The organism is Paraflavitalea sp. (assembly GCF_059502485.1).
In genome coordinates, this window is the sequence record NZ_JCACET010000008.1 from 2,692,053 (window position 1) to 2,715,338 (window position 23,286).

Annotated in this window: 20 protein-coding genes; 13 read left to right on the forward strand and 7 right to left on the reverse strand. The window is 47.8% G+C overall.

Annotated features, from left to right (window positions below):
* The first annotated feature begins 112 nt into the window (after nucleotides 1-112).
* Complete coding sequence (locus tag AC5JBY_RS13490) at nucleotides 113-1,216, forward strand: T9SS type A sorting domain-containing protein (RefSeq protein ID WP_495905124.1); 1,104 nt, start codon at nucleotides 113-115, stop codon at nucleotides 1,214-1,216.
* A 134-nt stretch (nucleotides 1,217-1,350) separates the two neighbouring features.
* Entirely contained in the window at nucleotides 1,351-1,776 is a 426-nt protein-coding gene (locus AC5JBY_RS13495) for a hypothetical protein (protein ID WP_495905125.1), read from the forward strand.
* Nucleotides 1,777-1,901: 125 nt separating this feature from the next.
* On the opposite strand, the gene AC5JBY_RS13500 is transcribed toward AC5JBY_RS13495, so the two are convergent.
* The gene (locus AC5JBY_RS13500) at nucleotides 1,902-2,618 is read right to left on the reverse strand and encodes a LytR/AlgR family response regulator transcription factor (protein ID WP_495905126.1); all 717 of its coding nucleotides are present in this window, start codon (nucleotides 2,616-2,618) and stop codon (nucleotides 1,902-1,904) included.
* The gene (locus AC5JBY_RS13505; RefSeq protein ID WP_495905127.1) at nucleotides 2,615-5,632 is read right to left on the reverse strand and encodes a sensor histidine kinase; all 3,018 of its coding nucleotides are present in this window, start codon (nucleotides 5,630-5,632) and stop codon (nucleotides 2,615-2,617) included. The genes AC5JBY_RS13500 and AC5JBY_RS13505 overlap by 4 nt, the downstream gene beginning before the upstream one ends.
* A gap of 335 nt (nucleotides 5,633-5,967) precedes the next feature.
* On the opposite strand from AC5JBY_RS13505, the gene AC5JBY_RS13510 reads away from it, so the two are divergent.
* Entirely contained in the window at nucleotides 5,968-6,519 is a 552-nt protein-coding gene (locus AC5JBY_RS13510; RefSeq protein ID WP_495905128.1) for a hypothetical protein, read from the forward strand.
* A 233-nt stretch (nucleotides 6,520-6,752) separates the two neighbouring features.
* Here AC5JBY_RS13510 and AC5JBY_RS13515 read toward each other — a convergent pair whose 3' ends face one another.
* Together AC5JBY_RS13515 and porW are read right to left on the reverse strand one after the other, a co-directional pair.
* Nucleotides 6,753-9,173, reverse strand: a complete 2,421-nt coding sequence (locus AC5JBY_RS13515) for a penicillin-binding protein 1A (RefSeq protein ID WP_495905129.1) — start codon at nucleotides 9,171-9,173, stop codon at nucleotides 6,753-6,755.
* A gap of 202 nt (nucleotides 9,174-9,375) precedes the next feature.
* On the reverse strand, nucleotides 9,376-12,468 hold the full coding sequence (porW, locus tag AC5JBY_RS13520) for a type IX secretion system periplasmic lipoprotein PorW/SprE (protein WP_495905130.1): 3,093 nt from the start codon (nucleotides 12,466-12,468) through the stop codon (nucleotides 9,376-9,378).
* Between the two features lie 182 nt (nucleotides 12,469-12,650).
* Here porW and AC5JBY_RS13525 point away from each other — a divergent pair, with 182 nt between their 5' ends.
* From AC5JBY_RS13525 to AC5JBY_RS13540, 4 genes are all read left to right on the forward strand, one after another.
* Nucleotides 12,651-13,046 (forward strand): hypothetical protein, encoded by a 396-nt coding sequence (locus AC5JBY_RS13525; protein ID WP_495905131.1) that lies wholly within the window; start codon nucleotides 12,651-12,653, stop codon nucleotides 13,044-13,046.
* 116 nt (nucleotides 13,047-13,162) lie between these two features.
* Nucleotides 13,163-13,609 carry a bactofilin family protein gene (locus tag AC5JBY_RS13530; RefSeq protein WP_495905132.1) on the forward strand — a complete coding sequence of 149 codons (447 nt, stop codon included), beginning with the start codon at nucleotides 13,163-13,165 and terminating at the stop codon, nucleotides 13,607-13,609.
* Between the two features lie 84 nt (nucleotides 13,610-13,693).
* Nucleotides 13,694-14,101: a hypothetical protein gene (locus tag AC5JBY_RS13535; RefSeq protein WP_495905133.1), complete on the forward strand. Its 408-nt coding sequence runs from the start codon at nucleotides 13,694-13,696 to the stop codon at nucleotides 14,099-14,101.
* Entirely contained in the window at nucleotides 14,094-14,714 is a 621-nt protein-coding gene (locus tag AC5JBY_RS13540; RefSeq protein WP_495905134.1) for a SprT-like domain-containing protein, read from the forward strand. Before AC5JBY_RS13535 ends, AC5JBY_RS13540 begins: the two co-directional genes overlap by 8 nt.
* Here AC5JBY_RS13540 and AC5JBY_RS13545 read toward each other — a convergent pair.
* A complete protein-coding gene (locus tag AC5JBY_RS13545) occupies nucleotides 14,704-15,195 on the reverse strand; it encodes a GNAT family N-acetyltransferase (protein ID WP_495905135.1) in 492 nt (163 codons plus the stop codon). The genes AC5JBY_RS13540 and AC5JBY_RS13545 overlap by 11 nt on opposite strands.
* 503 nt (nucleotides 15,196-15,698) lie before the next feature.
* On the opposite strand from AC5JBY_RS13545, the gene AC5JBY_RS13550 reads away from it, so the two are divergent.
* Nucleotides 15,699-16,043: a helix-turn-helix domain-containing protein gene (locus AC5JBY_RS13550; RefSeq protein ID WP_495905136.1), complete on the forward strand. Its 345-nt coding sequence runs from the start codon at nucleotides 15,699-15,701 to the stop codon at nucleotides 16,041-16,043.
* A gap of 58 nt (nucleotides 16,044-16,101) precedes the next feature.
* Nucleotides 16,102-16,584 (forward strand): hypothetical protein, encoded by a 483-nt coding sequence (locus AC5JBY_RS13555; protein ID WP_495905137.1) that lies wholly within the window; start codon nucleotides 16,102-16,104, stop codon nucleotides 16,582-16,584.
* Nucleotides 16,585-16,783: 199 nt separating this feature from the next.
* On the opposite strand, the gene sucC is transcribed toward AC5JBY_RS13555, so the two are convergent.
* Nucleotides 16,784-17,995, reverse strand: a complete 1,212-nt coding sequence (sucC, locus tag AC5JBY_RS13560; protein WP_495905138.1) for an ADP-forming succinate--CoA ligase subunit beta — start codon at nucleotides 17,993-17,995, stop codon at nucleotides 16,784-16,786.
* A gap of 178 nt (nucleotides 17,996-18,173) precedes the next feature.
* Between sucC and AC5JBY_RS13565 the strand changes: the two genes are divergently transcribed.
* From AC5JBY_RS13565 to AC5JBY_RS13575, 3 genes are all read left to right on the forward strand, one after another.
* Nucleotides 18,174-18,977 (forward strand): hypothetical protein, encoded by an 804-nt coding sequence (locus AC5JBY_RS13565; protein WP_495905139.1) that lies wholly within the window; start codon nucleotides 18,174-18,176, stop codon nucleotides 18,975-18,977.
* 27 nt (nucleotides 18,978-19,004) lie between these two features.
* On the forward strand, nucleotides 19,005-19,826 hold the full coding sequence (locus AC5JBY_RS13570) for a purine-nucleoside phosphorylase (RefSeq protein ID WP_495905140.1): 822 nt from the start codon (nucleotides 19,005-19,007) through the stop codon (nucleotides 19,824-19,826).
* Between the two features lie 114 nt (nucleotides 19,827-19,940).
* Nucleotides 19,941-21,977 carry a putative porin gene (locus tag AC5JBY_RS13575; RefSeq protein ID WP_495905141.1) on the forward strand — a complete coding sequence of 679 codons (2,037 nt, stop codon included), beginning with the start codon at nucleotides 19,941-19,943 and terminating at the stop codon, nucleotides 21,975-21,977.
* Between the two features lies 1 nt (nucleotide 21,978).
* On the opposite strand, the gene AC5JBY_RS13580 is transcribed toward AC5JBY_RS13575, so the two are convergent.
* Nucleotides 21,979-22,566, reverse strand: a complete 588-nt coding sequence (locus tag AC5JBY_RS13580) for a cupin domain-containing protein (RefSeq protein ID WP_495905142.1) — start codon at nucleotides 22,564-22,566, stop codon at nucleotides 21,979-21,981.
* 185 nt (nucleotides 22,567-22,751) lie between these two features.
* Here AC5JBY_RS13580 and AC5JBY_RS13585 point away from each other — a divergent pair, with 185 nt between their 5' ends.
* Nucleotides 22,752-23,246, forward strand: a complete 495-nt coding sequence (locus AC5JBY_RS13585; protein ID WP_495905143.1) for a hypothetical protein — start codon at nucleotides 22,752-22,754, stop codon at nucleotides 23,244-23,246.
* The last annotated feature ends 40 nt before the right edge of the window (nucleotides 23,247-23,286 follow it).

Genomic DNA, 23,286 nt, shown 5'->3' on the forward strand with positions numbered 1-23,286 from the left:
ACTAAAATACCCATTACACCAATTATTCACCGCCAAACAATCAGCAGGTCATATTCCTGCTATATGCTGCGAGACGCAGGCAGTATTTTGTACGGGTAAAATCCTAAATGCTATGAAGAAGATGTTCATTCTTCTCTTACCCCTCGTTCTTTTACAGTTCACCCTTGTTGCCCAGTGCGGGTCAGGAGCCTGTCCTCCGGGTGCAGACAATGTATTACCCGCTGGCGGCACTATCGCAGCGGGAACCACCTATTGTATAGCAGGTCCCATCAATAATACAACAGCCTATACCATCAATGGTACATTGATCATTCAGTCAGGTTCGGTAACGGTTGGTAACCTCAACGTTGGTAAGACCGGGTCCATCATTGTTATGGGAAGTGCTCGGCTGATGGCCAATGCCTATACAGGAGAGGCCACGGCGCCTGCCTCTGCGATTTCCAACGTGAACGTTTGCTCCAATGGATACTTGTATTTATCAGGAGCCATTAACCCTGGAGAAACCAATTTCACCATACATGATTATGGGATGTTCGTGATCCACGGATCATGGTCCACTATTATCAGCGATACATATTTCAGGTTAGGCATGGGTGCCACTGTTGAGATGTGCAATTCTTTTAGCTTTAAGAGCAGCACGGGCTTCTTTACGGAGACGAGTGCAGGACCTTCTTACATCGTAACCCGGGCGGCTGTGGCCAATGGCGCTGGTACCGGGTTCTTGTCCCAATCAGGTACCGCATCGCAGATACAGTGGCAGATACCGGGAGGCCCCATCGCCTGGGTCACGCATCCGGCCGCCAACACCTGCACCGGTGCTGCCTGCGCTGCCACCCCTATGTTGCCCCCGGGCACTACAGACAATGGTTTGTGTGGTTCGGTTGCCAATAATTACTTGGCTATACTTTTACCCCTGCGGTCCCATGAACGGCCTCCTTTACAAGAGAGCTGGTCCCCGGGTTCCGGACACCCCCGTGTATTCCCTAACCCTGCTACCAATGTTGTAAACATATACACCACGTCAGATGAGAAAATTACCTCGGCAGTGGTGCTCAATGGGGTGGGACAGATCATTCATAGCATTCCTTTGCCTGCCAGAAGGACGCCGGTCATCCGTTGTGAATTACCACCCTCGTTGCCTGCCGGCCTTTATTTTATCAGGTTGATGGAGATGGACAGGCCGCTCTTAACGGTTCGGGTACTAAAGACGCCGTGACAGCACAAACATTCTCCTGCCAATGATGATGCAATACCCGCCATTGGCCAATTCGATCCTGTCAAACAGCCGGCAGCATAACCAACCACTCAATTTCACCTTTCCAACCATCGTTTTAAAACAAAACATACCCCATGAAAAGATCAGTATCCATGCTCTCAGTCTTTGCCCTTGCCATTATGATTTGTCTTATTAGTTGCAAGAAGGACAATGACTCTACGCTTTCCCTGTCGTCGCAGATCGTAGGAAAGTGGACCATCAAAGAAGCCATTGGCAACTACACGAACTATGGCGTCAACAGTAAAGACACAACACGCTTCACCACGGCCGACTATTTCGAATTCCGTGCAGACAGCACACTGACTATTGTTGTTACAGGCAGCACCTATAATGGCAAGTGGAAGATTACGAACGACAGGCTGTACATAACAGAGACAAACTACTTCGACTATCGCAGTGGGCATGAGTTGCCAATCCTGACCAACACAGAGCTACAATTGTATAATACGGAGACGATTCCAGATCACTACCTGGAGCAAAAATTGAATTTGTACAGGTAAGTCATTATTTCCAATTGACGCAGCCTCCCCTTACACGGGAGGCTTTTTTGTCGAAGGGTGGGTCGCCCTCTAAGAGCTTGTCCCGCCCTGCGGGAGCGGCTCACCCTGATCTAAAGGAGGAGCTCTCACCGGATACCCAACAACAGCGCAAGCCTGTCCTTATTCTGCCGGGACACTTTTACCACGTCATTATTAATCATAATAGCAGAAGGCGTTTCCCCCTTCCTGAATTTCTTGACATGATTAACATTGATGAGAAAAGATTGATGCACCCTTTCAAAATAATCCGCAGGCATCAGCTCCTGCGTTCGGCCCAGGGTCTTCGATATCAGGAAGCTCTTGTCATTGTCCATCACGATCTCTGTATAAGCCCCGGCCGCCTTGCAGTAGATGATATGTGTAGGATCTATCAGGTTATAACCATCATTCACGGGTAAGGCGATCTTACCCTTGGCCCCTTCAGGTACAGCAGCCGTTCCCACCCGTTTATCCAGCACCTTTTGCACGGCCGCTTCCAGTTCAGATGGAATAACAGGCTTAAGTAAATAATCGAGCGCATTCACTTTAAAAGCACGGACGGCAAATTCACTGTAAGCAGAAACAAAAACAATGGATGGTGCGATGGAGGAGGGGAGTGCCTTCACAAAATCAAAACCATTCATCACCGGCATATCGATATCCAGAAAGATCAACCCCGGCGAATACATACGGATATGGTCCATCGCATCGGCAACACGGGTGAACTCACCCTGTATCGTCACCTGCGGGCAATAAGCTGTCAGGTCATTGCGCAGCGCAATGATGGCGCTCTTTTCATCATCTACAATAATGGCATTTATCATAATCCGGTATCAAATTTAAGCATTACGCGCGTACCGCAGGATTTGCCACCTTCATATAGATCGGTGGTTTCCATAGAGCCCGACCACTCATGCAGGCGATTCTGTATATATATCCGTTCTTCCAACATCCTTACACCTTTGGATTCGTGCAGGCGGCTGCTTCTTTGCTGTTGAGCCGCCGATGCAACACGGCCAATCCCATTATCCTCTATCGAGCAAATGACATAGCGGCCTTCCCGGTATACCCGCACACTCACAAGGCCGCCCTGCTCCATGGGTATCAACCCATGCACAACGGCATTCTCGATAATAGGCTGCAGTATCAGTGGCGGTACCATCACTTGCTGCGGCAACACGTTGTCGGCAATGTCGAACTCATAAGCGATACGGTCGTCGAAACGCATGGCCTCCAGCCGCAGGTACAGCCGGCAGGTATCCAGCTCTTCCTGCAACGTCGTTTTATCACTGGTATGACTCAGTTGCTTGCGGATCAGCGTAACGAAACTGGTGAGATAAGCAATAGCCTTCTTATCCTCTTTTTCCTGTATCAGCGCTTTGATCGAATTGAGACAATTAAAGATAAAATGAGGGTTCATCCTGGCCCGCAAAGCCATAGCTTCCAGTTCCATGGCCTTACGTTCAAACTGCAGTTGTTGCCTGTGTTCCTTTTTCAGGCTGCTGATCCGTTGCTGCAGGAATAAATAGACCATCAGGCCTACCAGCAAGATCGCAACGGTATAAAACCACCAGGTGCGCCAGAAAGGAGGAGTAATAATAAGTTGGATGCGACGAACATGTTTACTCCATTTTCCACTGGTATTGCTGGCATTCAATAACAAGGTATAACGGCCGGGAGGAAGGTTCGTATAATAAACCTTGTTATCATTACCTGTCATTATCCACGTCTTATCGAAGCCCTCCAGCATATGCCTGTATTGCAGCTTCTCAGGGAAGTCGAATTGCATGGCGGCAAATTCAGCTGTAATTGAGTTTTGATCATACCGCAAATGCAATGCAGACAAGCTCCTCAATACAGAGTCCTGGCGAGGCCGGTTGATCACTTCCATGCCAGTCAAAGTAATGGGAGGATCAAAATTATCCGTTTCCAGCTTCGAAGGATTGAAGATGGTATATCCCATAGGGCCGCCAAAAGCAAGATCACCACCAGGCATCTCCATGTAATAAAACCTGTTGAACTCATTATCGGGCAATCCATTGCTGGAGGTAAAAGATTGTGCCGTATGAAGCTGTTTGTTAAAAGCAAATATTCCTTTATTGGAGCTGCACCAAAGCTGATGGTCGCTCCCTTCCAGCGCACTATAGATGGTATTGTTAGGAAGACCGGTAGCCATGCTGAATACCTGTGTGCGTTGCGTTGTTCTGTCCAGCCGGATCAATCCGTCAGAAAGCGTACCGATCCATAAGATATTGCCATCATCATGATCTTTGCTCACCGTTAGCAGCTCTTTGCTGGGTAGGAGAGAAGTAAGGTTCACCATCTGTCCGAGAGAGTCGACCCGCACCAGGTTGCGCGTGGTAGTGATATAAAAAGCAGACTCCCCATCTGCCGTCATACCATTTAACTCTTCTGCCGGGTCCAGCGCAATGCGTTGAAGTACCCGGAAAGTACGTTGTTGGATATTGAATCGTATCAACGAAAAATGCTGATCGATGCCCCATAAAACACCCGACGGTGTAAAAGCAAGGAACATGATCCGGGTTGGCCCATTTACAGACAATTTATCTTCATTACGAAAAGTCAGCTCTGACACCCTATGGTTGGCGAAGAGCGTCAGCGTTGGTTGTGTCCATTGCTGGTTGACATCGGTGATCCAGACAGAGTCATGAAAGCTGACACAACGATTGGCGAAAGCAACAGACCTGTTTAAAAAAGTGCCGGCCCCTGCTACAGGTGCAGAGGAGGGCGTATAATGATCCAAAACATCGATCACAAAAGAATGTTGGTACTTATACCCATCCATGCCTGTCTTCAACAAGTTGTACTGCCGCAATCCATAACCATTGGTGCCTGCCCAAAGAACGCCCGACCGGTCAATACACATCGAGGTGATGATCCCTTCAACGGCAGGATTGATCAAAGGCCATTTCGTTAAAGAATTATCCGGCCGAAGCAGGTAGAGATTACTGTCACACTCAAAATAATAATTACCGTTGTGGTCAAACCTGTCGATCAGCTTGGCGCGCACTTTATTCCTGGCAAACAGAACAGATTTGAAAAAGCCCGTTTCAATATTCCATATTCTTATTCCATCTGCATAAGGAATGAGCATATCACCATTAGCCCTCATGGCAGGAGAATAAATGTTGGCATTGCCTGTTTTGAATAAATGAAGAGACTGGAAAGGATAAGAGATGTTCCGGACAGCCTTTCCTGTATTATCCCGTACAAAGAGACGTGTTTCTGTAAACAGCAGCAGCGAATCCCCACGCACAGCAAGCCCCAGCACAGGTTGAGAGAGCTGCAGCTCAGATAAGGAGTAATGCTTCACCGATTGCCCGTGCAGGTCCAGCCGGAAAACACCACCATCATGCGCCATCATCCACCCGGTTCCGTGGTGATCCTTTACAAGACTTTTGAACCAGTGAGTTTCAGATCGCAATACATCGAATGCTTTGTTTTTCCAAAGAGGAATGACCTGCTCGGTAACGGTATTGAAAAGGTCCATCCGCCCATCTATATAACACAACAGCAGCTGGTTATTGCCCGCATCGAACAAGTGTAAAATAATATTGCTGCCAAGGCCGCTGCTATCAGCATATGTGTGGCGGAAATATTTGAATGTCCGTCCATCCCCACGACAAAACCCATTGAGCGTAGATATCCAGAGAAATCCATCCTTATCCTGGAAGATGCCACTGATAAAAGATTGAGGAAGACCATCTTTCACGGCCCATATCCGGCTGAGGCCTGGAGACTGGCCCGCGAGGTTGCCCGGCTTGCAACAACAAATGATCACAATAAGAAGCAGGAGTTTCGGGAGCCGGCATACCATGATTAAATGTAAGGTAATTTGTCCTGATAGGGTAAAGACGGTCACCATTCATGACCATGCAATATGATCTGAATATCAGGTAGAACACGCCATTGATCATGCCAGATCGTGCGTACACAAATTAAAATCCGCAGAACAATATTGTTTCGCATTCTATACAGTAAATCCTACTGTTTATTAGGTTTTTCCTGCACCTCGCTAAATGCAACAATTACACTTGCCCGGAGCTCAGTTACTTTGCCTCCGGAATGATGATAACTAATTTGAAACGGTGGCTGAGTACAGCTATTATCACGATGACTGCATGCCATATGCAGGCGCAAAAACCTTTGAACATGATTGGAGAGTATTATTTAGACGGAGTGATGGAAGTGGCCTCCGGTTTTAAACTGAATGCAGATGCAACCTTCCGGTTCTTTTTCTCCTACGGAGCACTCGACCGCTATGGAGCGGGCGATTGGCAACTGAAAGATGGTAAGCTGATCCTCAACAGCAGGCCCCAGCCAGCGCGCGACTTTGGGTTGGTAACCAGCAAGGCCATGCCCGGTAAGCAAACAACCATTCGCATCATTGAAAACAATACAGTGCTGCTGCCTTATGTACATGCGAAGATTAGCCCCGGTGATAGCATGCTCACGGCCGACAATAAAGGCATGATCCACCTGCCACAGCAGCAGATCGATTCAATCACACTGCTGTTTGAGTTTTGCCCCGAACGGCATTCTACGTTTTCTATTGCGGATACTACGCATAATTACTTCGAGTTCCGGTTCGAGCCCTGGCTTATGGAGGTGTTTTTCAGCAACTTCAGCCTGAGCGTCGACAAAGAAGGACTGTTTGGAAAGCACCCCCTGATGGAAGGCGCGCAATTCCGGTATAATAAATGATTCATTATCAACGTTAGAAACAATAGACTGTTTACTAACCCCTCTTAATTCATTATTTATGTGGCTGTCATTTTTACTTTATCTCGCAGTAGTAGGAGCCTTGCTCGTTTTCCAGCTTAGAAGAAAAGGAGCGTAGTGAACGGATCAACGAAGCAAAAGAACTGACTAATACCTTAAAATATAACGGGCCGTTTGCGCAAGCAAACGGCCCGTTATACTAAAGTATATTACTATTAATTATTTTTCTCTTTGTCGCCCTTCTTCTTGCCACCAAAGATGCGCCTGAAGAGGCCATCCTTTTTCTTCTTCTCTTCAGGCTTCACTTCCTCCTTGGTATTCTCTTTCTTTTCAGGTACCTGGTTCTTTATCTTGTTGGCTTCTTCCAATACCTTTTGCTCTTCAAGAGCCTGTTTGGAATCAGTAGGAATATTTTGCGTATCGGGCTTTTGCAGGTAATCATCGGCAGAACCATTACCTACATTCTCACCCTCAGCACCAGGATCAGGAGAGGTGTCAGCTAAAGGAATATCATAAGAGTTGCGCAGGTTTTCCGGTTGAACAAACTTAGCTGTCTTATCCAGTCCGAGCGTTTTATCACCCAGCGCTTTCTGGAAGAAATATTCCCAGATAGGACGTGCAGCCCGGCCACCTTCACCGAGGCCACCATCGAGACGAATAAAACGGTCATCGCAACCGATCCACACACCAGCCATCAGTTGAGGCGTATAGCCAAAGAACCACGCGTCGGAGTTGTCGTTGGTAGTACCCGTCTTGCCACCCATTTCAGCAATACCCAGACGGCCACGTAAGCCGGCAGCAGTACCATAATCTACAGGCCCCTGCATCATGCGCGCCATGGTGTAAGCCGTTTGCTGGCTGATCACTTCCTTACGCTCAGTGTCAAAGCGCGCCAGTACATTACCATTTTTGTCTTCAATACGGGTAATATACAGCGGCTTGGTGCTGAAACCACCGGAAGGGAACATCGTATAACCCCACATCATCTCATACAGCGAAAGATCGCAGGTACCAAGACTGATGGAAGGGAAGGGATCTACTTTCGTAGGGATATTGATCTGCTTCAGGAAGTCGGCAAAACGTTGAGGCGTGGTTTGCTTGATGATATAAGCAGCCACCTCGTTCACCGACCAGGCAAGACCACTGGCCATGGTGCGCGTACCGGTGCGGCCCCTGTTCTTGGCAGGCACATAACCGGAGCCGGGGAAATATTGTTGCGTGTTCTCGCACTGCGTCTCAGGCGTGAAACCATATTCCTCGATAGCCAGCGCATACAGGAAAGGCTTAATAGAAGAACCTACCTGGCGCTTGGTCTTCAGGTTTACGTGATCATACTTGTAATTCTTAAAATCGATACCACCTACCCAGGCCTTTACCTGGCCACTCAGCGGGTCCATCACCATGAAAGAAGCCTGCATCATTTCACGGTTGTATTTGATGGAGTCCATCGGTGTCATTACAGTATCCTTCTCGCGTTTGGGATTCCAGGCAAATACTTTCATGGGCACCTTCTGGTAGAAGGTTTTCTTGATTTCTGCATCACTCAAGCCATCCTCTTTGAGATCTTTCCAGCGCTGACTGCTCTTCATATAACCCTCGAGGATCTTTTCGTGACCTTTCCACACCGCATCGGTTTTCAGACCCCGTTGAGCAGCTAATGCACGTTGCAGAACAGGTAAATGCTTGATCACTGATTCCTCGGCATACAATTGCATACGAGGATTGATAGTCGTATATATCTTCAGGCCGTCAGCATATACATCATACTCTTCACCATCGGCCTTCTTATGGTCCTTAGCCCATTTTTTCAATTCATCACGGATCACATCCAGGAAATAAGGAGCGATACCATTGTTCTCATCCATCTTTTTGTAGTTAAGACGGATGGGTTCTTTCTTCAACCGTGCAGCTTCTGCCGGGGCGATGGCATTATTCCTGGCCATTAATTCCAGCACCGTGTTACGGCGGTCGAAAGCAGCTTTATAATTTGTTCTCGGATTATAAGTGCCCGTAGCCTTTTGCATACCGATCAACACCGCGGCCTCTTCCACTGTCAGGCGGTCAGGTTCTTTAGAGAAGAAAGTACGCGCAGCATTGCGGATACCATAAACGTTATCACTGAAAGAAACTGTATTAAGATAAAGCGCAATGATCTCTTGCTTGGTGAAATTGCGTTCCAGTTTAATGGCAATGATATTCTCCTTGATCTTTTGCAGAAGCCTTGCCACCTTGCCCTTGGCCCGCTCATCGAACATGTTCAAAGCCAGCTGCTGCGTAATCGTACTGGCGCCACCATCACTTCCGAAGGTCACAAAAGCCTTGGCCAGGCGAATGCCATCTATACCCGAGTGGTCATAGAAACGCTTGTCTTCGGTAGACACCAGCGCATCGATCACATGCTTGGAAATATCGTTGTATTTCACGTAGCTGCGGTTGCCACGCTCGCGGTAGTATTTACCCATAGGAGTGCCGTCATCGCCATACACTTCAGAAGCAAGCGTAATGGACGGGTTTTCCAACTCACTCAGCGAAGGCATATCACCAAATACACCCCAGTTGATGAGCAGGACAAACAATACCACAGCCAGGAAACCATATAGGAATACTCGCCAAAAGATCTTAACAGGACGGGTCATATAGAAATAAACTTTTATGAAGGGTTAAGGAACAACTGCAAAAATCATACTTGAAACCAGACTACATTTCAAATATACCATAATCCATTGTCTGTCAATAAGTATTTGCCATCCAGGCACCCATTAGAAAACTGTTAAAACTGCCAGAATAGCCTATGGTGCAACCGTCAGGCCGCTTCAGGCGGCCAGACCGGTGGTCGATTTAAAATTTCCCGGGGAACATCTGCTGTAGGAACAACTTATACGTATCTACATCCTTCGTATTCTGCAGAATGCCGAGGTTGGCTTCCGTAACGATCACAAAAGTATACTTCGCAGCCGGTAGCCAGGGAATAAGCTCACCAGGGGCGGCCTTCCGCGCTTTCTCCAGGTAGTCGATCGCTGCATTGGCATTTTCGAAGTTGCTGATGGTCATTATACGCAGCGTATCCGATATAGCCACATTACCCATCTGGAAAGTCTTGTTGTAATACTTTTCCTTGTTATAGCGGTTGAAGGCATTGCGCGCCTCGGTAATGTACACGGGATCTACTTTGTTGAGCACGAGCGCCACCATATGCGTCGCATTCGGATCGTACAGGAAAGCAGGCTTGCCGGGTGCCACGATCACTTCACGCGCCTTCACAACGGCACTGTCTTTCTTCACAGGCGCCACAGGTTGGCGTTGTACAGTGTCCACAGGTTGTTGCGGTATCGGGGTGGTATTAACGACCAGCGGATCACGCTTCAGTTTGTCGGTATTGATGCCGGGACGTTGAGCCTTTTGGGCACTGTCGCTCTTGACCGCACTGGATTTGGTGATCGTTTCCTTGATGCGGGCCTGCTCTTCTACTACTACAGGAGCCGCTACACCCGTATCAGGCTTGGCCACTACTACAGGCTGGTCATCAACGACCGTGGTGATGCTGTCATCCTTCGGACGTTCTATCTGCAGCTTGGTAAGATATTCCTCGATCTGTGCCCTTCTGCCCAATACATCGATCAGGGTCTTCGCTTTTTCAGCCATGGGCGTATTGGCATACATGGACACGATGTTTTGCAGCGATAACTTGGCCGAATCATCCATGCGCTGACGGATGAAGTATACAGACTGGATATACAACAACTGGGGAGTCCAGTAATTGGTGCCATACAGGCTATCGGCAATCTTCTTTTGATCCTGCGCTTCCTGCCAGCTGCCTTCAATAAAGAGATTGTAAACATGTTCATACTGCTTCGTCATGGCAACCTTGGCTGCATTCTCTTCCGGCGTACCCCTGGGGTTCGATACCGTTTTCTCGAACGAAGTACCGGCATATTTTTCCTTCAGCTCAGTAGCCACGCGTTGAGCACTGGCTGTAAGGCCCATTTTATTATAGCAATAATAGAGCAGGTATAATGCTTCAGGACGCAGGCTGCTATAGCCAAACTTCTCAAGGAAACCTTCCAGCACGGTAATGGCAGAAGCATATTCTTCCAATCCCTCTATATAAGCTTTGCCGAGTTGCACCTGTGCATTCTCGATAGAGTCGTTCGATACGGCCATTTGCCTCTCGGTGAGCGGCAGGTTCTTCAACAAGCTTTCATAACTCAGGTCATTGGCCGAACCATCTGAACCCACCATGCCGGTCATCGGGTTGCCGGTATTGGGATCGGAAACAATCGTTTGGTTGGCGGCGGCAGCTTGCCGCACGGCAGCAATGCGGCGCCAGTTATCTACATTCTTACGCGCACCCCATTTGTTCTTGAACTCGTTAAACCCTTTTGATTTGAGACCGGAGTTATAAAAATACCATTCACCCTTGGCGTTGTCTCCAAAGAGATCAGGCGGAGGCGCATTATTATTGTTCTGCGTAAGGCTACTGTTATCAGTCGTGCCGGAAGGCTCTTCTTCCTTAATACCCTGTTGCTTGCGCAATTGTTTAGCCAGCTTCCGTATAAACGCTTCCCGCGCTGCTTCAGGCATATTGGCAATCCGTTGCAGGCTGTCCTGCCGTTCGATGATATCCAGTTGCTGCACGATACGCGATAAAGCACCCTTGCGGTTCTCATACACCTGCTGACTGAGAATAGAAGAGTCAACCACAGTTACACTATCGTAATAACGCTTGGCTTCGGCATAACTCTTCTCGTCGTACGACAAGCCGCCAAGCATCAGGAAAGCCCTTGATTTATTAAGATTATCACCGGTAGGATTGGGGTAGCGCGTAGCCTTCAGCAACAACACTTTGGCGCCGGCAACATTGTTACGCTCCATTTCCATTTGCGCAGCAGCAAAGTAGATAATATCGCGGTAGTTGGTATACTTGTCACGGCGGGCCATCTTTACCAGGTCATCGATGTTTGCCTGGATAGCCTTTTCATCACCCTTATTCTGACGTATGCTGTTCAATCGGGCATACACCTCCATAACGGGGTCCAGTGTGTGCTTGATAGACCGGTCGTAGAACTCCTGCGCCTGCTGATGATTGTTGGCCCGTTCCCACAACTGGGCGATCAGGTATTCCCAGCGCGCCCGCTCAGTACCGCCAGATGCATTGGAAAGCGCCTGTTCAAGGTACACGGCAGCGCTATCATACAACTGCTGCTTATAAAAATACAGCGCCTGCACCTCCTTGAGGTCTGTTTCCAACCTGTCGGGGAAGTTAGGGTCATGCTTCAGCGTTTCGATCAGGCCGGCAGCCTCGGGCATTTCATCCTGCGCAAGGAAAGTCTTGATCTGCCAGATGAAAGATTCATTACGGCTCGGCGGTGAGCTCCATACCTTATGCAGGATGTCGGTCTTTTCCTTCGTAGAAATAGAAAAAGCATTGCCACCCTCAACAGCATTACTGCCGATGGGAATATCGTAACCATCCTTTTCGCGGGGCGAAAAAATGTAGTTGATATATTGGAAGGTGAGGTACGCCGTATCCAGGATGTTCTTATAATAATAAGCACGGCCCATCAACATATACATGTTGTCGATCCAGGTATTGCGCAGGTCGTGCAGGAGAATGCCGGCATTAGCCTTATAGATCACAGAATCCAGTTCCCGGTCCGTCGACGTTTGCTGCAGACTGAAATTATAAAAGGGGAGGAGCTGAGTAAAGTCGTCTTTGAAACTGTATTTAGCGCGGGCAATGATCTCTTCCAGCTTCGCATTGGCGTTGAAGTGCCAGTTGAACTTGGTAACACCATTCTGCGTAAAGCGGCGTACCACAGTCCACTTCTTATCACCGGTCTTTTCAGAACGGAGTTTCTTTTCTTCGTATTTCTTGGGCTTACCTTTAAGGTCAAAAGAAAGCAGGGGCTGCTGAGCGGAGACTTCCGGCAACCAAACGTAACAGAGAAGAAGTATTAAAATTGTCCGAATCACGACCGTCATTGCTGCGCAAACTAACCCCAATAACTCATTTTCAGGAAAAATATTTTAACGCCAACCCTTTATTTTTTTGTTTCCACACCACTGGGCTTTTCGGGGTATCTTGCTACCTTTAAAGTGCTGAAATCCTCTGTATGGCCAAATTCGATGCCAATTCCACGTTAAAACGCTTACAAAACCGCTACCGCCTGGTAGTGATGAACGACGATACTTACGAAGAAGTAGTTACGTTTAAATTATCAAGACTGAGTGTCTACATACTTCTTTGCACAATATTTGTATTGGTTACGGGCCTCACGGTTGCCCTTATCGTATTTACACCCCTGCGGATGTATATACCAGGATATGGTGACGTGAATGCAACCCGGGAACTGCGGGAACTGAAGATCAGGACCGATTCCCTGGAGCAGGTGATGTACCAGCGCAGCCAATACCTCGATAATGTGAAGAACGTACTGCAGGGCAACCTGAACGTGAAGCTGGATACCACCGCGCTGGATATACCCAAGCCGGAGGCCATAGACGAGTAAGAGGACGAAGCATTAATCCACAGAGGCAACAAGAGAGGCAATACTGCCGTTAATCCAATGGTGAGTACCGTACTGAATTACTGTATTATATCCTAACTTATTTAAAACCAGTTCATATGTTCAACCAAAAGTCCAAATCTGAGACCTTCCAGGAAACTCCTACACCTGGCGGCGCCAGCATCATCGCTTCCGGCACAACTCTCAAAGGCGACATCAGCAGCAGCGGCGACATTCGCATCGATGGCGTATTACAAGGCAACATCAATTGCACAGCAAAAGTAGTTATCGGCTCCAATGGCGTGGTAAATGGAGACATTGCAGGTCAGCAGGCTGACATCATGGGCAAGGTCACCGGAACCATCAAAGTAAAAGAGCTGTTACAGCTCAAAGGTGGCAGCCAGGTAAATGGCAACATCCATGCAGGCAAACTGCAAATAGAGCCCAGCGCCAACTTCAACGGACAGTGCCATATGACAGAAGGCAGCACCCCCGTGCAGGCAGCCGCTTCATCCAACGGCCAGGCCGACAAACGCACGGAGAAAGCCATTCTTGCCGGCGCTTAACGGCCTATAAACGCGATTTTCTTTCCTTGTAACCCCAAAAAATTACAGGGCAGATAGCTTATTGCCTTTTCCTACCTTTGCGCCATGGAAAATAAAACGGCTGTCAAAGCATTTCTGCCCATTACCATTATCTTTCTGATTACCAATACATTCTTCATTATCGGTCGCTCCCTGCTCGAAAAATGGGGCGTAGACACCGATGTGCTGATTGTTGGCAACCTCCTCCTGATCCTGCTCACCGTTTTTTCCTTTTACCAGCATGCCAAGGCCTTAAAAAATAAGAACCTCCATGCATTTTTACGGATGATCAAAGGCAGCATGCTCATCAAAATGGGCATCTGCGCAGTAGTAGCCTTTATTTATATTACCACCACTGGCAGCAAAGGCGTGAATACCGGAGCCGTGCTCGGATTTATGCTCCTTTACTTTGTATATTCCATTACAGAAGCCGCCATCGTAATGAAACTGAGCAAGCAAAACAAGAATGCCTAAACAGGAAGCCCCGTTGGATTACCTGCGCCGGTTTATACCCGAATCGGCAGTGATGAAAGTACTGGAATACCTGAACCAGTACAAAGTACACCTCACCATTACCCGGGAACGTAAAACAGTCTTGGGCGATTATCGCCACGCCACCCAATACCAGGCCCACCGCATCAGCGTCAACGGCACCCTCAATCCCTATGCCTTCCTCATCACATTGGTGCATGAATTGGCCCACCTGGTCACCTTTACCCAATATGGCAACCGCGTACAGTCCCACGGCAAAGAATGGAAAACACTCTATGCATTACTGCTGTCCGAGTTCCTGAAAGAAAAGATATTCCCGTCCGATATTCAGCAGGCCATCATGAAGTCCCTGCACGACCTGCCAGCCAGCAGTTGCGCCGATGAAGGATTGATGCGCGTATTACGCAAATACGACCGGAACAATGAAGGGATGGTACTGGTAGAAGACCTGTCCGAAGGACAGCTATTCGACATAGGAGAGGGGCGTATCTTCAAAAAAGGAAAGAAGCTCCGAAAACGCTACCAGTGTCTCGAAATAAAAACCGGCAAGATGTATTTATTCAGCCCCATCTACGAAGTAAAGATCAGCGCGTAAGCTCCTTCAACATCCATATATCACATCCAAAATGCCCGGTATTCCCCATAGGGCCATTGAGATAACGGAAGCCAAACTTTTCATACACACTTACAGCTTTACTCAGCTCAGGCATGGTTTCAAGATAAACCTGCTGATAGCCGGAAGCACGTGCAAAATCCAGCGATCGCTCGATCAGTAATTTGCCCAGGCCTAATCCGCGGGCTTCGGGAAGAAGGTACATTTTTACCAGTTCGCAGGTACCGGTAGGGAGACCGTCGGAAGGGAAAATACCAGCACCACCAAGGAGCTTACCATTCAGTTCGGCTACAAAATAAGTACTGCCGGGAGCTTGAAAAAGATCGTACAAAGCATCGGTGCTGCTATCATAATAAACGGTACCGGGGTGATTGGCGCCAAATTCGGCAAGCGTATGGCGGATAATAATCGCCAGGGCCGGGTTGTCGGCCGGTTCAATAGACCGGATATGAACGGATTGCATGCCCGCGAAGATAAAGAATGCCAGGCGTATAGCTCGCCGCTCAAGGCTCGAAGCTGTTAACCAATGAGCGCCATAATACCATACATCAGCACGTAGCTGATAAAAAGAACACCAAAAAAGATCTTGACAGGGTTTTTCATGTTGCGTCAAACGTTTTATGTTAAGCAATGGAGCGTAACGTATCGATCCTAACGAAAAACGATGCCAGTTTATTTTTGCCCCATTTTGATTTTTGCAAGGCTTTAAGCATTTCAGTTTTGTGGCAGATACGCCACCAAAAAGCCGTAGCACCGATCGGACATAATATTGTGCAATTTCGACAACTCCCTTTTTGTATGTTGCGCACCGGAACAAAATGACAGCACAAATTCATACCCTTTTACAGTACCGTACGCCAGCTATTGAAGCAATCCTATGTAACAGGCTTTCAAGGTAGAACGCCTGGCACATTCATCGATTGGACCGGATAACCATTAAACCAGCTTATAAACAATTGCTATTGCATGAAGGGTTTTGTACTAACAGAAGCAGACATCGAACGCGTTAAGGAAGTGGCATTGATAATGCAACAATCTTTAAAATCGCATTACACCATAGCACAATGGGCGGACAAAGTAAAGCTGCCCGAAAAACGACTCAAAAGAGCCTTTAAAGAAGTACATGGCGCCGGCCTGTACACCTACTTGCGCAACCTGCGCATGGAAAAAGCCAAAGAGATGCTCCGGGAAGATAAGCCCATCAAAGTGATCATATTATACGTAGGCTATAAGAACGAAGGCAACTTCAGCAAAGCCTTCCGCAAAGTAACCGGGCAAACCCCCAGGTCATGGAAAGCTGAAGCCAGTTAACCTGTCGAGATCGGAATTCAAACTTGCATAGATCAATAAATTTTCTAACTTGTATGATATGCGCTACTGCTATATCATACTCCTCTTCATCTGTACCCGGGCCACTGCCCAGTTGCCGCGCAATGACATCGATCAATACGAATATACCGGGGAAATACACCTCAATATGCCCGATTCCCTGCTGATGCAGCGGGCCAAAAGTTTCTTCCGCCAGCCCTTCATTGTACATTGGGATTCAGTAGCATTTGTTGATGGCACCCACACCGGAAAAGGGTACATTTCAGTACGTATTAACCACCGCCTTTCCGGCTTCAATATACCAGTAGACCTGAAACTGGAGATAGATGTAAAAGGAAATGGCTACCGCTATTCCATCCGGCACCTCGAAGCCAATAAAAAGAACACCAAATACGTTTTTCCATTAGAACAAAAGCCCCAGAATGTCGAAACTGCCATATACGAAAAACTGCAGGACAAGACCCACCGTTACATCGGCTCCGTCATCAGCATGCTCAAGCGCTTCATGCAGGGCGACTTCTAAAAATCAGTAAAAGTTATAGAGGAGTTATAGAGCTCTTATAGAGGAGTTATAGAGGTCTTATAGAGGGTTTCATCCATAGATACTCCCGGGATACTCTATAGCCAGTAGTAGGGTAGTGTATGTACCAGGCATGTCAGCCCAATAAAAAAGGTCGCTGGAAACCAGCGACCCCAATATAGATCAGTAATGAATGATCAACTTATGCTACAGCCTTGCCAACCAGCGCAGCAGCTTCACTCAATAGAATAGCGCTCTGTACTTTCAGACCACTCTCTTCAATGAGCTTCTTCGCCTCTTCTGCATTGGTACCTTGCAGGCGCACAATGATAGGCACTTCGATATTACCGATAGACTTATAAGCATCGATAACACCCTGAGCAACACGGTCGCAACGAACGATACCACCGAAAATGTTGATGAGGATAGCCTTTACCTTAGGGTCCTTCAGGATGATGCGGAAACCAGCCTCTACAGTAGTAGCGTTGGCAGTACCACCTACATCCAGGAAGTTGGCAGGCTCACCACCACTCAGCTTGATCATGTCCATAGTGGCCATGGCCAGACCGGCGCCGTTTACCATGCAACCCACGTTACCATCCAGCTTTACGAAGTTGAGGTTGAACTTGCCAGCCTCTACTTCTGTAGGATCTTCCTCGCTGATATCGCGCATAGCTTCGAGGTCAGGATGACGCATCAAAGAGTTGTCGTCGAGGTTCATTTTGCAATCCACCGCGATGATCTTCTCATCAGATGTTTTAAACAGCGGGTTGATCTCCAGCATGCTGCAATCCAGCCCTACATATGCGTTATATAAATTAGTAACAAACTTTACGCAGTTTTTGAAAGCCTCACCCTTCAAGCCGAGGTTGAAAGCGATCTTACGCGCCTGGAAACCTTGCAGGCCACCACCGGGGTGAACCCACTCTTTGAAGATCTTATCAGGAGTATTGTGCGCTACCTCTTCAATGTCCATTCCACCTTCAGTGCTGTACATGATCACGTTCTGACCACGGCCACGATCGAGGAGGATCGACAGGTAGAATTCTTTTACTTCATTGGGACCAGGATAGTAAACATCCTGAGCCACCAGCACTTTATTTACCACCTTACCGGCAGGACCAGTTTGGATAGTTACCAACGTTCCGCCAAGGATATTGGAAGCGATCTGCTTGATATCCTCTGCACTCTTACCAACGGCAACACCGCGTTGCTCCTTACCCTGGATCTTACCCTTACCGCGCCCACCGGCGTGGATCTGGGCCTTTACCACAGCGAAACTATTGCCAAACTGTACTTTGAGGTTTTTGTACGCTTCTTCAGCCGCATCAGCCCTGTCTACGGGGATACCTTCCTGAACCGGTACATTGTATTTCTTCAGTAGCTCTTTTGCCTGATATTCGTGGAGATTCATGCAGGAATAATTTTGGGCGAAAATAAGAAGGAAAGCCCATAATACAAGGGTGTGGAAATTAGAATACATTAATAAAGAATAGAAGGGCAGCAATTGAAACACAGGAAATTAGCAATATGGATTTTTAAATGTATATGATATGTGAAGCCGGGGACGGTGATTTCTTTACCTTCATTCTATGTTCCGCTTACTATTGATAATCATATTATTCGCTTCCTGCCGCAGCAACCAGTACATTGTCATTCCCGATCGCCCGGACGAGGCCCTCACAGGAACAGCTTTTTATAAAAAGGTAATACCTCTTACCCGGGAAGACCGCGAAACCATAGCAATAGAAGAGATCCTGTCGGGTAATATCCCGCCCTTTCTCAAATACTTTGTGCGCATTGAAACAGAAGTGGTCGATTCTCTGAGCCAGGCCCACAAGGCGGTATACTATGTAGCCCCCGATTACCTGTCCGTCGGCAGCAATGCCGATTTTGCCCGCATACCCTTGAGCCCGATGGCCGCCCAGAAGATTGCCGATGGGCTCAACTGCTTCCTGCCCACCCGTAAAATGGTCAACGATATATACCTGCAATCGAAATTGAAACTGGAGCCCATACCCCTGTACCAGTACCGCGACAGCGCCCTCATCTTCTGGCACCACCACCTTATGATAGAAGGACAACGCCAGAAAAGGGCTGGACTGATCGCTGGTATCAAAAAAGATGTAGTGATCTCCGGTAAAGTGTCCCGCGATCCGAAGCCCCACCGTGTAGCCATCTATGGCTGGCATAAACCGGACCGACAGCCTATACAACCCCTCTATACCGGACATGTCGATTGGTATGTAGATTACAGCCACGGCATCCGGCTGGTATACCGCAAGATCAAAGTCGATGGCCGCTGGATGGATTACGAAGAAGTCCTCAAAAGCTCCCTCCTCAAAGGCCTCCTCTGCGATGAAGAATATTGCGACTTTTACAAATACGAGTATTAGACAATTCCGTCTATCTTCGCGCACATTATGGCTGATATCATTCAACAGTTAGAGGAAACAACCGCCTGGATCAAAAAGCAGTACCCCCATACCCCCTTCGTTGGTGTAGTGCTGGGCAGTGGTTTGGGCAACTTTGCCGGAGAGATCAAAGTAGAAAAAGAAATACCCTATACCGATATCCCGAATTTCCCGGTATCTACAGTGGAAGGCCATTCAGGCAAGCTCATCTTTGGAGAGCTGTCTGGCCGCAAGATCGTAGCCATGGCAGGCCGTTTCCATTTTTATGAAGGCTATACCCCCGAGCAGGTTACATTCCCCATCCGGCTCATGAAATACCTGGGCATCCAAACCCTGATACTTTCCAACGCAGCCGGTGGCGTGAACACAGCCTTTAAAGTAGGCGACCTGATGCTGATCAACGATCATATCAGCCTCGCTATCGTGAACCCCCTGTTGGGCAAGAACAATACTGAGTTGGGACCCCGCTTTCCGGATATGAGCGAGCCCTATAGCAAGGAGCTGCAAAAGAAAGTAAAGAACATTGCCGCTTCCCTACAAATACCTTTACAGGAAGGCGTTTACTTTGGCGTAACCGGCCCCACTTTCGAGACGAGGGCCGAATACAAAATGATACACATATTGGGAGGCGATGCTGTAGGCATGAGCACGGTGCAGGAAGTGATCGTGGCAGTGCACATGGGATTGCCGGTAGTGGCCATCAGCATCATTACCGACCTCGGGATCAGGGAAGAAGACAACGTCATCACCCACCAGGAAGTATTGGAAGCCGCTGCTGCCGCCGAACCCAAGCTGTCAGCCATATTCAAACAACTGGTAGCGGAGCTGTAATCGAAATGGGCGGCTAATAGCTAAAAAGCTAACCGCTAACAGCTAAGATTAACTTTTGTATAAACCGGCAGGCCGGTATTAATCAGTAATTTGTTCCCCAAATTTTCAGGATACGTGTTGAGGATCATTAATATACTTATTGTAACGGCAGTATTATCGGCAGGTTTAATAACAACGGCATACGCCCAGCGTGGAGCCATTGACCGTCTCCGGGGCATGGGCGGCAACCTCGGCGGAGCCGGCAGGGGAGGAGGAGGCGACAGCATAGCCCACCGTACGGGATTGGAAGATTCCATTACCATCAATTTCCGTTTCCTCGATTCGAGCCGTCTGCGTGGATTTGATTCCACCATTTACGACTTCACTAAAAAAGTTCCCTTACCCTGGTTCCATGTAAATTTGGGCAACCTGGGCAATGCATCACGCAGCCTGTTATTTACACCCCTCATGCAGGCAGGTTGGGATCATGGGTTCCATGCCTACGACAACTACAACTTCACGGTAGCCGAATCACGCTTCTATAACACCACACGACCCTATACAGAAATGAACTACCTGCTGGGATCGCGGTCCGAGCAGTTGATCAATATTGTACATACACAGAACGTACGGCCCAATTGGAACATGGGCCTGCAATACCGGCTCATCAATTCACCGGGCACCTTCCAGAACGCCAACGTCAACCACAATAATTACCGCTTCACCAGTTGGTACCAGTCACCCAACAAACGCTACCAGAATTTCGTGGTGTTGATCGGCAATAAGCTGCAATCAGGAGAAAACGGAGGAATCAGGAATTATGGTTTCCTGGATAGTACAGGCTACGATGAAAGATTTAGTATTCCAACGCAATTGGGAGAAACACAGGTCAACAGCCGCAACTTCTTTACTACGAACATTGGTACGGGTACTTTCTTTACAAATGCCACCTACCTCATGCGGCAACAGTATGATATAGGACAGAAAGATTCCATTGTTACCGATAGCACGGTGATCCCGTTATTTTACCCGCGCTTACGGTTGGAACACACCATAAGCTACAGCACATACAAATATCGCTTCAAAGATGATCATGTAGTAGACAGTGCGTGGTACAAAAACAATTACGGCATCGATGTGCGAACGCCACGCGACACTTTCTTCATGCAGGACCTTTGGAGAGACCTGACCAACGACTTCTCTATCTACCAATTTCCCGATGCAAAAAATTCACAACAATTCGTGAAAGTAGGAGCAGCATTTCAGATGCTGACAGGCACACTCGATTCAGGCCGCGTTACACCCAAAGAACACAACTTTTACCTGCATGGCGAGTACCGCAACAGAACACGCAACAAGAAATGGGATATCGAAGCCAACGGCCGCTTTTATGTGAATGGCCTCAACGCGGGAGATTACAATGCCTATATCAGCCTGCAACGATACATCAGCCGCAAGATCGGTTACCTGCAGGCAGGTTTCCAGAACGTGAACCGCACACCCTCCTACATATTCGACCAGGGCAGTGCTTTTTACCTGCCCAGTGCCACACCACTCACTTTCAGCAAAGAGAACATCACCAATATATTTGCCACTCTCGATCAACCCTGGTACAAGTTGAAACTGTCGGGTAGCTACTACCTGGTGACGAATCTTACTTATTTCAGCTCACGCATACAACCTCAACAGGCTTCAGGAGTATTCAACCTCCTGCGTATAACAGCCGAAAAACATTTCCCCTTCGGAAAACGTGGCTGGAACTGGAAAACATGGATCATCCTGCAACAGCGTGCCGGCGATGGACCGGTAAACGTACCGTTGATCACAACCCGCAACACGATCGGGTATGATGGTAACCTCGGATTTAAGAACCTCAACATCAGCTTCGGGTTGGAAGGACGTTACTTCACATCCTACAAAGCACCGGCATATTCACCATTGCTGGGACAATATTATTTCCAGGATACCACCACCGTGAAGTTGCGCATGCCCGATCTTAGTCTGTATATGCACTTCCGCATCAAGACCTTCAACGCGTATGTGCGTGGCGAAAACATCAATAGCTTCAACCCTGGACAAGGAGGCTTCACCAAAAACAATATACCCACCATCGACTATCCTTATCCGGGATTACAGATACGCGTAGGTGTCTTCTGGGCGTTCATCAACTAAACTAATGTTGTGCCATCTTCTTCACCGGAGGTCTATGCACTTCAAAAGGACGATACCAGTATTTATTCTCCAATGCAGTTAAAGTGCCATTGTGCCTTGCCTTCCTGGCACGGAACAATAAGTAAGGGAGAATGAGCGAGAAGAAACCAGTAAGCCGGGTATTCGAAAGATCGAGTAACAGCGCCAGATGGTCCAGCTTCCTCGGAATACCCTTCTTCGTATGGCCATCACTGGCAAGGCCATAACCAATGGCGATACACTTTTCAAACTCAACAGAGCCAGGCACCAGCTTCACGTTGAATGTAATCGTCCTATCACTGGCATTGTAAAAGCGATGCAGTTGATTAACGGCTGCTGTAGTATGTTGGCCTGGCTTCAAATGCAATTGTCTTTTCTGAAGGCCAATACTCAATACTCCGTCGACAGCAGTAAACTCTTCACTAAAAGAAGTATGATAATGAAGACTGTTGCCACCGCCTGCTTCCAGTTCAACCTGTAGCAGTGTATAAGCTCCATTGGTGTCGAGGCTGCTTTCGAGCAGCGTTACTTTGTCCTTGATGTCGGGGTTTTCAAATACTCTTTTTTCCATGGCATATAAATTGGAATATAAAAGTACAGGCCATGCCAGGCCCTATAAAGCCAATGCTGTACCGTATGCCGGAAAAAGGTGATGAATTGTGAAGCATTATATTTAAACACATTACCGTTGAATGCTGGTTTTAGGTGCACTATTTGCTTATAGATATATAATTTCATGTACGAAAAATAATAAATATGAAGAACAGACAGATTCTACCCGTTACAGCCCTCATGTTAGGAATTCTATTGATTACAGCCTGTTCCTCCAGCAAGGTGGCTGCGCCCGATGGCAGTGGCAAAGTAAACCTCGCAGGAACCTGGACAGTATCGAATATTGATTTTGAAGGCATATCCAAAACCGGCTTCAAGGTCACCGTATTTGATGATGCACCCTATAGCTGTTTCGTTGGCAGCGAATGGAAGCTGACAGGTAGTGGCAACGGTTCATACACCATCCCAGCCAGCGGCGACTGCGCTTCAGGCGAAAGAACGATCTTCTGGGGCCAGCAAACCGAGAATGGAGTGCCAACATTCTTATTTAAGAAACTGCCTCCAGGATCAAAACCTTCGAAGATCACCGATGGCTTCAAACTCACCGTTAAATCCGTGAATGCCAACTCGCTGGTACTCCAGGACGATATCTATTTCGAAGGCAAAACCATCTACATCAATTACCACTTTACACGGTAATAAAATATAGAGATCCACATACCAAACCGGTGTCATCTTT